This window comes from Acidiferrimicrobium sp. IK (assembly GCF_025499425.1).
GTDB lineage: Bacteria > Actinomycetota > Acidimicrobiia > Acidimicrobiales > Palsa-688 > Acidiferrimicrobium.
Genome location: NZ_JAIMCB010000003.1, coordinates 176,473 through 188,941 on the forward strand (window position 1 = coordinate 176,473; position 12,469 = coordinate 188,941).

Here is a 12,469-nt window from a genome sequence, read left to right on the forward strand (position 1 = left end):
CCCTCCGTAACAGGAAGCACAACCCCGACGAGTGGATCGTTCGTGGCCCATGCCGTGACCCGGAGCAGGTTGGAACACCGTGCCCGATCAATGCCATCACCGCAACCTGCCCGTGGTGCGGCGAAGACCTAGACCCACAGCTAGGGGAGCATCGATGTGTTCGGCACCCTCAACAGGGCAGTTGTGGCGACACGCCGTGACCGACGTCGACGACGACCGCAACTGGCGGCTCAAAAGCTCGACCGGGCCGCTACCCGCGCCCCTCGAGCGAATCAAGGAAGGCTGGTACGGCAGCCGCGTCCTCGGCGGCCTCGCCGAAGTCACCGTCGGCTGCATGGTCTGGGCCCACGCCGACGGCGACCTCGCCAAGATCCGTCTCGATCCCAACGGCGAACCGCGCGGCGGCATCGTCCTCGCCATCTACCCCGCCATCGACTACGCCTGGCTCCGAGAGACCGGCGAGCCCGTCGAACGGAAGCACTACCGCTGCTTCAACCCCCGGACCGGCTGGCCCAAAGTCCCGGCCGACCGCGCGTTCGTCACGCTCACCGAAGTCCAGATCGTCGCCGAAGGCTGCGAAGCCACATACCCGCCGGCGATCGCCGACACCATCCGCCGGTTCGACCAGCACCTCGCCGCCCAGCACGGGCCGCTCACCGCCGACCAAGCCCAACTACAGATCGACGCCGCCCACCTCGCGGCCGTACTCATGGGGGACCGCACATGACCCAACCCGACACCGGCATCCACCTCACCATCGAGATCGGCGACCGCTGCGCCGCCACGACGCTGCTCGAGTTCCTCTCCGACCTTGAGGCGCGCCGGCCAGGCATCGAGATCCGCCGGAGCGGCGGCGGCTATCTCCACGCCCACATCGCCGACGCGACGATCGTCCGGTGCGCTCCGCAGGAGCAGCCCCGCTCCGACCTGCTCGACGAGATCGACCTTTCGGACGTGACCATCCCGGCCGACACCACAGAGCTCACCGTTGCCAGCATCCAAGCCAGCCAGGAGCCAGACGACACCGAACGCCCGGCCCACGGCCACGACGATATCGACAGCATCATCTTCCCCGACTTCCAATTCGCAGCCCAGATCCCCGGCGCCATCGTCCAACGCGACGCCGTCATCCGCGCCGACGGCAAGCCATGGGAATGCACCTGCGGCAAAACCACCCGCACCATCGGCCAGATGCGCTCCCACCGCCTCGGCATCCGCGCCACCAGTGACACCAGCGACCACGCACTCATCCCACCGCCAGCACCGCCAGCACCGCCTGCGCCGCCGGCCGGCGCAGAAACCACCACCCTCCGACGCGGCCAGACCAAGAACCGCCCATGCCGTTGGTGCGCGCGCTATTTCACTCCCCAAGGCCTCCCCGGCCACGAACGGTGGTGCGCCACCCAGACCCAACCAGCGCAACCAGCTCCAGCGCCAGAACGCCACCTCGCTCCCGTCACCACCCCGCCACCGGCAGCTGCCGCGTCGGCGGCGCCGGCCGGCGTGAGCCAAGCCGACCCCGACGACGAGAACCCATGGGGCTGCTCCTGCGAATGGTCCTTCCCCGACCGCGCCGCCATGGCCGAACACCGCCGCCTCGCCCTCGACCCCAAGAACCACCGCATCATCCGCTCGCCCGCCACAGCCATCGTCGACCCAGCCGTCCGCCACATGTACCAAGAAGACGAAGCCCGCCGAGCAGCCGGCGCCTACATGGACGAACTCGCATGAGCCGCGGCTCGCTCCTCGGGTGGCCACCCCACGACCTATTCGTCGCCTTCCTAGCCGCCGAGACCGCCCTCATCGTCGCAGCCAACCGCCTCTGGAACCGGCACGCCCGCCGCCGGCGGAGGTCCTGAATGGGCATCTACCTCGACGACCGCTTCACCGAGCACCCGAAGTTCGTTGCCGCCGGCAGCGAAGCCATGGGCCTGTGGGTCGCCGCGCTCGCCTACGTCAACCGCAACAAAGCAGACGGGCTCATCCACAAAAACCAGATCCCTCGCCTCACCGACTTCAAGCGGCCCATGAAGATCGCCGAGCGCCTGGTCGACGTCGGTCTCTGGTACGACCGCGGCGACCACTACGAGTTCCACGACTACAAGGAGCGGAACGAGGCGCAGATCGCACGCCGGGAGAAGGCCTCGAAGGCCGCCCGGACCCGATGGCACGGGCACAGCTCCAGCAGCCCTCCGAGCAATGCTCGGAGCATGCTTGAGCATTGCTCAAGCAATGCTGTACCACACACCACAAACCCCACTGGTGTAACTAACCAAGCTCTCTCAGAACCACCGCGGTCGAAAACCGACACCGAGGGAGACCAACTCATCGCAGCCGCCATCGACATCCTCGCCAGACGAGACCTCGCCAACACCACCGCCGCCGTCCACGACCAGCAAGCCTGGCTCGCCACAGCACGCCAACGACGCCACAACCAGCACGTACGCCAAATCCGGGCCGCGCTCACTGAGCAAACCGACTGGACCGCCGACCAGCTCGCCGCCTGGGTCGACCCCGACATCCCCGGCCTACCCGTCCGCCACGACCTCGCCGAACCGCCAGCACCAGCCTCGTACGAGCGGCCAGCATGCGACCTCTGCCACGGCACCGGCATGCGCCTCGACGACGCCGGCGACGCCCACCGCTGCGACCACCCGGCCGCATGACCCCAGCCGAGGAACGCGAAGCCGAACGCACCGAACGGATCCGCCGCTGGCGGATCGTCGCCCGAGCCATCGCCACCGGCCAAGCACCCGCAGGAACCACACCCGACGACTACGACTGGACCGACGACCCCACATGACCGTCATCAACCCCTCCGCCATCGTCGACGCCATCCAAGCCGACATCGCCACCCACACCACCCTCACACCAGCCACCCTCCGCTCCTACGCCGAACCGACCGTCGTCCCACCCGACAGCTGCAGCCTCCTCGCCGTCTGGTGCGAGAACACCGAATACACCCTCCTCACCGGCGCCGCCGGCCTCGTCGCCTACAGGCGCACCCACACCATCCAGATCGGCTGGTACGACACCATCCCCGAAGAAGCCGACACTGGCGGCACAGGCGACCCTGCCGAAGTCCAGGCCCTCGCCGCGACCGCCGAGCAGATCGTCGCCCGGGCCATCGAATGGACATCCGGCCTGCCCGGGTTCGACCCGGACCTCGTCGTCACGCTCACCGCCCGCAAGCTCGAACCGCAGGCAGGCACGATCTGGCGCGCGCTCGTCACCGTCCTCGCCGAGCAGGATGCTTGACCATGAGTTCACCAACGGGCGATATGGACGACATGACGATTGTCCCCGGCACGTTCGTCTCGATCGGGGTCTTCGGTCAGGGCATGCTGGGCAACACCCGCATGCTCGGACACTCTCTCAGCGAGGGCTGGTACCCCTGCGAGCATCCCGAGCGGCCCACCGACGATCGGGTGTTCTGGCACTACCAGGACGGCAACGGGAACCACACACCCTGCCACGGGTGCCGCATCGCAGCCGAAGCGCTTCTGCGACGCAACCCTGGTCACCCGAGCATCGAGTGGCTCGTCGACCGCCTGCAGTCCGCCAGTTCGGAACCGCCTGGTGTCTGACCCGGTCGAAGTGCTCGAGATGCTCCGCCGGCCCGACTGGCACCACGAAGCAGCCTGCGCCGGCCGCAGCAACCTCATGTACTCCAACCGACCCGAAGACCAACCAGCCGCCCTCGCACTCTGCCACACCTGCCCAGTCCGACCACGCTGCCTCGCCGACGCACTCGCACACCAAGAACGAGACGGCATCTGGGGCGGCTTCACCGACCTCGAACGACGCACCATCACCACCAGCCTCGAAAAAGGCGAGAAGTTGTATCAGGTCGTAACACGCATTCTCTCTAGCCGCAGACGACACTCCAACCCGTGACCGAACGGCTGCTCACCACCGCCGAAACCTGCAACCAACTCCGCGTCAGCCGCATGACCCTCTGGCGCCTCACCCAAGCAGGCCACGTCACACCCATCCGCATCAGCGCCCGCGCCAACCGATACCGCCAAACCGAGATCGACGCCTACCTCGAACAGCAACCAGACGACGCCGCCACCATCGCCCAAGCACTCGCACTCATCAGCCAACAACACGAAGAAGACAAACGGCCGCTCTGCCCCGAATGCGGCAAACGGCGCATCACCCGCGGTGCAGCGTTCTGCAAATGGTGCCTCCAACAGCGAGACGCCGAACTGCTCGACAAGATCACCTGGTGGGAAAAGCATGGCAACGACTGGCGCAACCAACGACGACAGGAGACCACAGATGCCTAACGACATCGAGACCGCATCCGACCTGCACGAGCAACTCGCTGCCGGGTCATCTGATCATCACCACGTCAGACGGACACGAGACCAGAGCAACCGATGTCCAAGTCGTGCTCGGTGGTGTCATCGGCAACATCACCGCCCTCATCGTCGACGACCACACCGTCATCCCCTGGACAGGCATCTCACACATCCACCGCATTCCAGCGGCTGAGCGCCACGATGCCTAGTCGCAACGGCCAGCGCAGGTACCGGCACACCAACCGGTGGCGCACCACCCAACGCCAAGCCATCCTCAAACGAGACGGCTACTGCCGCATGTGCGGACACCCAGGCGACGACGGCAAAGGACGCGGCCTCATGCAAGCCCACCTCGTGCCACACAGCGAAGGCGGCGACGACAACGCCAACAACATCGTCCTTCTATGTCGCACCTGTCATGCCAAGTACGACGCCGGCCAACGTCACAGGAGCCATCCATGAAGGAAACCGAAACGGTCAACAACACCACGACGACATTCGACTCAGACGACGAAGACGCGCGCAGATACCCCCCCGTACGATTTTCCTCGCGGAAAATTTCCACACCCCCGCTTAGCCCCACGCGAACGGCCGCGAAATTGGCACCTTTCGGAGCCGATTCCGCCGGCATCGGGGAGGGCTCGACGCCGGTCGAGGAGGGTGGCCCTCCAGTTGGAAGCCGGTCAACGGGGGAAGCGGGGGGATGCCGGCACTCCTGGACGGCGACCGCTGAAGTCTGGAGCGTTGCCGGGTGCATCGACGTGTGCGCCCTGTGTGGCGCGCAGCGTCTCCATTGCTTCCTAGATGGATGCCCCTGGCCGGCCTGTGGATGCGATCGACGGGTCGGACTGTGAGGGGCCGGAAGCCGAAGCCGACGGCCCTGAAGGTGTTGCAGGGCAACCCGGGGAAGCGGCCGGTCAACCGGAACGAGCCGAAGCCGACGCCGACGGCGCCGTTGTGCCCGACGTGGCTGTCTGCGGAGGGGAAGGCGGAGTGGCGTCGGGTGGTGCCGGAGCTGGACCGGATCGGGATGTTGACGAAGGTCGACCGTGCGGCGCTGGCCACCTACTGCGAGGCGTGGGCGACGTTCATGTCGGCGCAGCGCCTGGTGCACGAGCACGGCCTGGTCCTGCTCAAGTACAAGGACCTCGAGACCCTCGACGGCACGAAGATCTATGTGACCGTGGCCAAGAACCCGGCGGCGCAGATGGCCCGGGACGCGGCCGGGCTGATCCGCCAGTTCTCGGCCGAGTTCGGCCTGACCCCGTCGGCGCGCACCCGGATCGATCTGCCCGAGCCCGACGAGGGCACGGACCCGATGGCCAACATCTTCTCGTGACGTGGAGGTCCGGTTCGACGAGGCCCGCGCTGACAGGGTCCAGACCTTCTTCGAGAAGGGGCTCGTGCACACGAAGGGCCGGTGGGCGAGGTCCCCTTTCATTCTGGAGCCGTGGCAGCTCGACGAGATCATCCGGCCGCTGTTCGGCACGGTCCGCTATGACGACCAGCTGCAGGCGTGGGTGCGGGCGTACACGCTGGCGTGGATCGAGCTGGCCAGGAAGAACGGCAAGTCCGAGCTGGTGGCCGGCGCCGGCCTGTACCTCCTCACCGCTGACGGCGAGGAGGAGGCCGAGGTGTACGGCGCGGCGTGCGACAAGGACCAGGCCGGCATCGTGTACCAGGTCGCGAAGCGGATGGTGGAGCTGTCCCCGGCCCTGTCCCGGCTCGTCGCGCAGAAGAAGCTCGAGGTGATCGACTCGAAGAAGCGGATCGTTTACAAGCCGACCGGCAGCTTCTACCAGGTGGTCGCCGCGGACGGGGGCGGGAACCTCGGCTCGAACCCGCACGGTGTGCTCTTCGATGAGATCATCACCCAGCCGAACCGTGAGCTGTGGGACGCCCTGAAGACCGGGATGGGCACGCGCGACCAGCCGCTGATGCTGGCGGCCACGACGGCGGGGAACGACCCGTCGTCGATGGCTGCCGACGAGCATCTCCACTCGGAGCGGGTCCTGGCCGACCAGTCGGTCGACCCGGCCCGGTTCGTGTACATGCGGAACACGCCGCCGGACGCCGACTGGCGGGACGAGGCCGGCTGGCAGCACGCCAACCCGGGCCTCGGGTCGTTCCTCCGCATCCAGATCTTGCGGGACGAGGCGAAGGAGGCGGAGCAGTCACCGGCGAAGCAGAACGCCTTCCGCCAGTTCCGGCTCAACCAGTGGGTACGCCAGACGACCCGCTGGCTGGACCTGCAGCTGTGGGACGAGAACGCCGGCCTGGTGGTACCGGAGCAGCTCGCCGGTTTGGAGTGCTACGGCGGCCTGGACATGGCGTCGACGTCTGACTTCGCGGCGTGGGTGCTGTTCTTCCCGGACGCGATCCGGGAGGCGGACGGCACGAAGGACGCGGTCCTGGCCCGCTTCTGGCTGCCGGAGGCGGCGATCTCGAAGCGGAAGGATCACATGCGGTCGCAGTTCGAGGCGTGGGCCCGGGAGGGGTTCATGGTGGCCACCGCCGGCGACGTGATCGACGAGGACGCGATCCGGGCGCAGATCGACCGGGATATGGGCATGTTCCGGGTGGCCGGCGTCGGCTACGACCGGTGGGGAGCGAACAGCGTGGTTGCGTGGATGAAGGCCCGGATGGGCGAGAAGCGCTGCCAGGGGGTCGCTCAGACGGCTACGGCGCTGAACGCCCCGTCGAAGGAGCTGGAGCGGCTGCTCGGGTTGCGCCGGCTCCGCCACGGCGGCCATCCGGTGCTCCGGTGGATGGCCGACAATGTGCAGGCGACGCGCGACGGCTCCGGGAACGTGAAACCGGACCGCGCTAAGTCGAAGGAGAAGATCGACGGCATTGCTGCGCTGGTGGACGCGCTGTCGGTCGGTATGGCCAAGCCGTCCGCTGACTTCGCGTTCGTACTTTAAGGAGACCCTGTGACAATCCCCACGATCCTCGCTCTCTCGGCGCTCGGACTGGTTCTCACCGTCGCTCTGCTCATCCTGACGGTGCGCTCCGCCCCTGTAGAGCCGCCGGCGGATTGGTTGGCCCGGGCTACGAGCCGCCGGTTGGTGGTGCATACGTCGGATGACCGGTCGATCGAGGGGACCGTGGCCTCGGTGGGAGCGGATGGGGTGGTGCTGTCCGCCGCGCGGCTGCTCGGGGCGAAGGAGATCGACATGGCCGGCGACGTGTGGATCCCGCGTAGCAAGGTCGTGTTCGTCCAGGCCGTCCACTAGCTAGCCGGGATACTCGCCGGCGTGCACGTCCTCGCCGCCAACGGAGACCGCGTCGACGTCTCGCAGCGGTCCTGGCCGCTCGCCGGGACCGTCTTCCAAAGCGAGTACACCCAAAGCTGGGCGGGGCTGCGCATGTCGGCGTTGCCGACCGGCGAGTCCCGGATCCTGTCGCTCCGGCGGATCTACAAGGGCAACCCGTGGGTGTGGACCGCGGTGAACACGATCGCCAACGGGCTCGCGTCGTTCCCTATCCGGGTGACCGGCTGGGGGCCGAACGGCCAGCGGGTCCCGGTCCGCGGCGATCTCCCGCAGACCCGGCCCGGGCCCCGCTCGGCCGGCCAGCAGCTCGACTGGCGGTTGAACCATCCGGCGCCGATGATCTCCCGCCGGCGGACGGTGCGCCGCGTGTTCGTCGATAAGTTGGTCTACGGGAACGCGTTGATCACGAAGGAACCGGACGGCGCCGGCGGCGTCGCCGGGCTGTGGAACGTGCCGTGGCGGCGGATCAGCGTGATCGCCGGGACCGACGTCCCGATCCTCGGCTACCGGCTCCTCAACCCGGCGGCGAACAAGGTGTGGGGGATCGACGACGTCATCCAGTTCGGTGAGGGCGACCCGGAGGGCCCGCTCGCCCCGTCGCCGCTCGAGTCGCTGCAATGGACCATCGCTCTGATGGACGCCCTGTCCCGGCATCTGGTGGCGTTCTTCCAGAACCAGGCGCGGCCCAGCGGCGTCCTCGAGATGGAGCAGATGCCGTCCGACAAGGACTTGGCGATGCTCCGCGAGCAGATCATGCAGCTGTACTCGGGGTCGGAGAACGCCGGGAAGCCGCTGATCACGTCCGGGCATTGGGTGCCGATGACCGGCGACGCCGGCTACAAGGACCTCGTCGAGCTGGCCCACCTGTCGCGCGAGGAGGTCGCTGCCGCCTACCAGATCCCTCCGCCGGTGATGGGCATCCTGGACGGGGCGATCAAAGCGAACGTGGAGGAGCTCCGCGAGCAGTTCTTGCGGGATGTGCTCGCCCCTCACGGGTCGGAGTTCACCGACGAGGTCGTGGCCCAGCTGATCGACCCGTCGCCGCAGTGGGCTGGGCTCGGCTGCGGGTTCGACATGAGCGAGCGGCTCCTGCCCGACATCGAGGCCCTGGCCGTGGCGTTCAAGGAGCTGAAGCGGATCTACACGATCAACGAGCTTCGCCGGATGGTCGGCCAGCCCGACCTCGAGTTCGAGTGGGCGAACCAGCCGTGGATGGAGCCCGGGTCACTGCCGGCCGGTCTCGCCCCGCAGGGAGCGACGATCAACCCTGACGGCCCGGCCGGCGCCGGCGCCGAGGCCGGCGACGAGGTCGACGGAGCGGTACTCGGCGATGACGAGTTCGACGAGCAGGCGGCGTGACGGTTCGACGAGCAGGCGGCGTGACGGGGTGGCGCCGGTCGAGCCGTTCGAGTCGTGGCCTACGGATCGAGGTCGGGTTGCTGCGGATCCGCGACAGGGGTGCTCACCGATGCCACCACCTGCGCCGCTGCGGCCGCAGGCCGGGAGAAGGCCGCTCTCGAGGCAGCTCTCACTCATGTAGTCGCCGAGCGGGGCGCCGGTTCTCGCGGCGCAGGTCATCTCTCAAGCATTGGTGCGCCAGTGACGGCCGCCACGGCACGCACCTGTGGCTGTGGTGTCCCGGCTGCGACGAGAGAGACCCGGGCCACGCAGGAGCGCACGCCGTCGAGGTGGCGCCAGCCGGCCCGGAGCCCCGCTGGCAGTGGGACGGCAACCTTGAGCGTCCGACCCTGACGCCCTCGATCCTTTGCCTCGGATTGATCCGCTGCCATTCCTTCGTCCGGGCCGGGCAATGGCAGTTCCTCGCCGACTGCGAGCACTCCCTCGCCGGACGCAGCGTTCCGCTGCCTCCGCTACCTGACTGGCTGCTGGGATGATCGTGGAGGCGGTCGACGCTGCCCGCTGGTGGGGGCCTGCCGGCTGGCTGTACCGCAACTGCGCCGGGAACCTCGCAGCGTCAGCGGTGTGGGGACCTGTCGGGTTCGGGCTCGGCGCCTTGTGGGCGCACCGCAAGATCGTGGTCCCGGCCCGGACCCACCGCTCGGAGACGGCACGCCTGCACGCGAAGGTCGACGCTGTCCTCGACCATCACGGGATCGAGCCGCCTGTCTAGCACCGGCCGATTCTGGCGGCATGAGCCAGAAGCGTCGGCTGCGAATGAAGGTGCGGGCCACCCCGGACGAGGGGGCGGGCACGTTCCACGCGCTCGTGTCGGCCTACAACCTGGAGTACGACGTCGGCTGGGGGTGGACCGAGATGATCCTCCCCGGCGCGTTCACGGCGTCGATCGCGTCGCACCCGACGATCCCCATTTTTTATGAACATGCGTGGGCGGACGGTCCGCTCGGGGTCGGTACCCCGGTCGAGACGGACACCGGCTGCGAGGTCACTGGCCGCCTGTACCTGGGGATGGCCGAACGGATCGACGTGATCTACCAGGCGATGCTCGACGAGGCCCTCGAGGAGTGGTCGGTCGCCTTCTGGCCGCAGACGATCGTCCAGGACCAGGAGAACCGGTACTGCGACCAGATCGCCCAGGGCGACCTCGCCGAGGCGTCGGTCTGCGTCCGGGGAGCGAACCCTGGCACCGAGACCATCGACCTGCGGTCGCAGCCGGCGTGGATCGACGGGACCGCCGTCGAGCGCGAGAAGGAAGTCGTCCGCATGCGCAAGATGTTCAACGTCCCCGACCTGCGCCGCCGCGCGGCCGGCGCCGGCGGCTACGAGCCGGCCGCCTACCGGCAGGACGACGACGAGCTCGTCGTCTGCCCCGAGTGCTCGAAGCGGAACGACTCCGACGCCGGCTGGTGCGACCAGTGCGGCTTCAACCTCCACGACGTCGGCTGGCGGCCGGCGGTGTACCACCCTGACGACGACGAGACCGTCGCGTGCCCGCAGTGCGGGCTGATGAACGACGTGGACGCCTCCTGGTGCGACCAGTGCGGGTTCGAGCTGGCCGGCGCCGACGGCGTCGAGGTCCGGGCCCGGTCCGCGGGGCACTCCCACAAGCACTCGCACTCGGACGGCACGACCCACGCCCACGAGCACACCCATTCCGGCGGGAACTACGACCACGGCCAGGACGCCGCCGACCCGGACAACGAGGTCGCGCACACCCACTCGCACCCTGCGGACGACAGCGAGAAGGAACGGGCCCGGGTGTACGAGCTGTGGGCGCGTGACGGCGGCTGGGACGACATCCGGGGCTTCCGCTCTAGCCGGACCGGAACCTCTGGGGCATGACCGCTTCGGTGACTTGGAGGATCTGACGATGCCCGCACTGCTCGAGAAGCAGGTCGAGGAACTCCGCGACGAGATCAAGCGCGCTGAGACCGAGGCCGCCCGTCTCCGCACGGAGGCGGACAAGATCCGAGACGACGCGGTGGCCGACGGGAAGAACCCGCTGACCGACGACTCGCTGTTCGCGGAGTACGACGCCCGCACCAAGGAGTCCGACTCCAACCGGCAGCGGGCCCTCGACTTGCGGGCGCGCCTCGAGGGCGTCCTCGGCCGCGCCGCCGGCCACGAGCCGGGCTCGGCCGACACCCGGCCGCTCAACCGGCAGGAGCGCCGCGCGTTCGCGAAGATCGCCGAGCGGTACCTCCAGTCCGACACCTACCAGGCGCTGCTGCGCTCCGGGTCGCTGAAGTCGGGGAACGCCCACATCATGTCCGACCCGGTCGAGGTCCTGGACCGGTCCGAGCTGATGTCCGACCTGCGGCAGCGGACCACGGTCTCTGTCGGCGACGCCGGCGCTGTCGTGCCGATCGACCAGCAGGTGTGGCCGCCCATCGAGATCCCCGTCCGCCAGCCGCGGCTGCTCGACATGATCTCGATGACCACGACCGACTCGGACATGGTCAACTTCGTGCAGCAGACCGTCCGGTCCGACGTCGCGACCCCGGTCCCGTACGGCACGCCGGCGCCGGAAGCCGACTACGAGTTCGCTCTGCGCCAGGCGTCGGTGAAGCGGATGCCGCAGTTCATCCCGGCCACGAAGGACGTCCTCGCAGACCAGGGCCAGCTCCAAGGTCTGCTCCAGGACCAGCTGATGATGGGTGTCCGGCTCGGGATCGAGGCGCAGTTCCTCGCCGGGACCGGCTCCGGGTTCACCGACCAGACCTTCCAGGGGATCGTCAACACGTCCGGGATCGGGGTCGTCACCTACCAGGACGCCGGCCACGCCAGCGAGTACGAGCTCGACGCGATCCACCGGGCGATCACGACCATCCGTCTCACCCTGTTTGCAGACCCGACCGCGATCGGGATCCACCCGACCAGCTACGAGGCTGTCGTGCTCCGCAAGGACAGCTACGGCCGGTACCTTTACCCGGTCGGCACCGAGACCAACACGATCTGGGGCCTGCAGCCGGTCATCAGCCCGGTGTTCACGGTCGGCCAGCCGGTCGTCGGCGACTACAAGACCGGCGCCCGCATGTGGCTTCGTGAGGGCCTGTCGGTCACCGCCTCCACCGAACACCTCGATTTCTTCACTCGCGGCATGGTGGCCATCCTGGCCGAGCTGCGGGCAGCCTTCGCGGTGGTCCAACCCCGCGCGTTCTGCCTCGTCAACAACCTGACCTGATCGGAGACCTGATGCCCGAAGAGATGCATGTAGCGAAGCTGAAGTCGGGGGCCACGATCGTGGTAGCCCGGGCCGGCCAGCCGATCCCGTCCGCCGACGTGCTCCGCAAGGAGCTGGGGATCGTCGACGCTTCGATCGTCGTCCCGATCTCGCAGTCCGACGCCCGGCCCGCGACCGACGAAGAGAAGGCTGCCGCTGCGGCCTCGTTCGACCCGGCGGCGCGGACCGCGAAGCGGCCGGCTCCCGGGGCCTGATAGGTGCGGGCCGCCTTGGGGCGGCCCGCC

Annotated in this window: 19 protein-coding genes; all 19 read left to right on the plus strand. The window is 68.4% G+C overall.

All coding sequences use genetic code 11. The features are described from left to right. The first annotated feature begins 196 nt into the window (after positions 1-196). Positions 197-727, plus strand: coding sequence for a hypothetical protein (locus K6U06_RS06470; RefSeq protein WP_262321089.1), 531 nt, complete (start codon positions 197-199; stop codon positions 725-727). After that, a complete protein-coding gene (locus tag K6U06_RS06475; RefSeq protein WP_262321090.1) occupies positions 724-1,731 on the plus strand; it encodes a hypothetical protein in 1,008 nt (335 codons plus the stop codon). Before K6U06_RS06470 ends, K6U06_RS06475 begins: the two co-directional genes overlap by 4 nt. Continuing rightward, positions 1,728-1,859 (plus strand): hypothetical protein, encoded by a 132-nt coding sequence (locus K6U06_RS06480; protein ID WP_262321091.1) that lies wholly within the window; start codon positions 1,728-1,730, stop codon positions 1,857-1,859. Before K6U06_RS06475 ends, K6U06_RS06480 begins: the two co-directional genes overlap by 4 nt. Next, positions 1,860-2,666: a hypothetical protein gene (locus K6U06_RS06485; protein WP_262321092.1), complete on the plus strand. Its 807-nt coding sequence runs from the start codon at positions 1,860-1,862 to the stop codon at positions 2,664-2,666. Then, positions 2,663-2,803, plus strand: a complete 141-nt coding sequence (locus K6U06_RS06490; protein WP_262321093.1) for a hypothetical protein — start codon at positions 2,663-2,665, stop codon at positions 2,801-2,803. Before K6U06_RS06485 ends, K6U06_RS06490 begins: the two co-directional genes overlap by 4 nt. Then, complete coding sequence (locus tag K6U06_RS06495; protein ID WP_262321094.1) at positions 2,800-3,258, plus strand: hypothetical protein; 459 nt, start codon at positions 2,800-2,802, stop codon at positions 3,256-3,258. The genes K6U06_RS06490 and K6U06_RS06495 overlap by 4 nt, the downstream gene beginning before the upstream one ends. Before the next feature lie 2 nt (positions 3,259-3,260). Beyond that, complete coding sequence (locus K6U06_RS06500; protein ID WP_262321095.1) at positions 3,261-3,587, plus strand: hypothetical protein; 327 nt, start codon at positions 3,261-3,263, stop codon at positions 3,585-3,587. Then, complete coding sequence (locus K6U06_RS06505; protein WP_262321096.1) at positions 3,580-3,897, plus strand: WhiB family transcriptional regulator; 318 nt, start codon at positions 3,580-3,582, stop codon at positions 3,895-3,897. Before K6U06_RS06500 ends, K6U06_RS06505 begins: the two co-directional genes overlap by 8 nt. Further along, complete coding sequence (locus tag K6U06_RS06510; protein ID WP_262321097.1) at positions 3,894-4,292, plus strand: helix-turn-helix transcriptional regulator; 399 nt, start codon at positions 3,894-3,896, stop codon at positions 4,290-4,292. Before K6U06_RS06505 ends, K6U06_RS06510 begins: the two co-directional genes overlap by 4 nt. Positions 4,293-4,604: 312 nt before the next feature. Then, positions 4,605-4,769, plus strand: a complete 165-nt coding sequence (locus K6U06_RS24645) for an HNH endonuclease (RefSeq protein ID WP_410051001.1) — start codon at positions 4,605-4,607, stop codon at positions 4,767-4,769. Positions 4,770-5,157: 388 nt separating this feature from the next. Further along, the gene (locus tag K6U06_RS06515) at positions 5,158-5,646 is read left to right on the plus strand and encodes a phage terminase small subunit P27 family (protein ID WP_262321098.1); all 489 of its coding nucleotides are present in this window, start codon (positions 5,158-5,160) and stop codon (positions 5,644-5,646) included. Position 5,647: 1 nt separating this feature from the next. Beyond that, positions 5,648-7,231 (plus strand): terminase large subunit, encoded by a 1,584-nt coding sequence (locus tag K6U06_RS06520; RefSeq protein ID WP_262321099.1) that lies wholly within the window; start codon positions 5,648-5,650, stop codon positions 7,229-7,231. Between the two features lie 9 nt (positions 7,232-7,240). Further along, positions 7,241-7,543, plus strand: a complete 303-nt coding sequence (locus K6U06_RS06525) for a hypothetical protein (protein WP_262321100.1) — start codon at positions 7,241-7,243, stop codon at positions 7,541-7,543. 21 nt (positions 7,544-7,564) lie between these two features. Further along, a complete protein-coding gene (locus K6U06_RS06530) occupies positions 7,565-8,941 on the plus strand; it encodes a phage portal protein (protein WP_262321101.1) in 1,377 nt (458 codons plus the stop codon). A 20-nt stretch (positions 8,942-8,961) separates the two neighbouring features. Then, a complete protein-coding gene (locus tag K6U06_RS24650) occupies positions 8,962-9,477 on the plus strand; it encodes a DUF6527 family protein (RefSeq protein WP_410051002.1) in 516 nt (171 codons plus the stop codon). Then, positions 9,474-9,713, plus strand: coding sequence for a hypothetical protein (locus K6U06_RS06535; RefSeq protein ID WP_262321102.1), 240 nt, complete (start codon positions 9,474-9,476; stop codon positions 9,711-9,713). Before K6U06_RS24650 ends, K6U06_RS06535 begins: the two co-directional genes overlap by 4 nt. Before the next feature lie 20 nt (positions 9,714-9,733). Further along, positions 9,734-10,843 carry an HK97 family phage prohead protease gene (locus tag K6U06_RS06540; protein WP_262321103.1) on the plus strand — a complete coding sequence of 370 codons (1,110 nt, stop codon included), beginning with the start codon at positions 9,734-9,736 and terminating at the stop codon, positions 10,841-10,843. Positions 10,844-10,871: 28 nt separating this feature from the next. Beyond that, positions 10,872-12,185 carry a phage major capsid protein gene (locus K6U06_RS06545; RefSeq protein WP_262321104.1) on the plus strand — a complete coding sequence of 438 codons (1,314 nt, stop codon included), beginning with the start codon at positions 10,872-10,874 and terminating at the stop codon, positions 12,183-12,185. Positions 12,186-12,196: 11 nt separating this feature from the next. Beyond that, positions 12,197-12,439 carry a hypothetical protein gene (locus tag K6U06_RS06550; protein WP_262321105.1) on the plus strand — a complete coding sequence of 81 codons (243 nt, stop codon included), beginning with the start codon at positions 12,197-12,199 and terminating at the stop codon, positions 12,437-12,439. Positions 12,440-12,469: the final 30 nt, after the last annotated feature.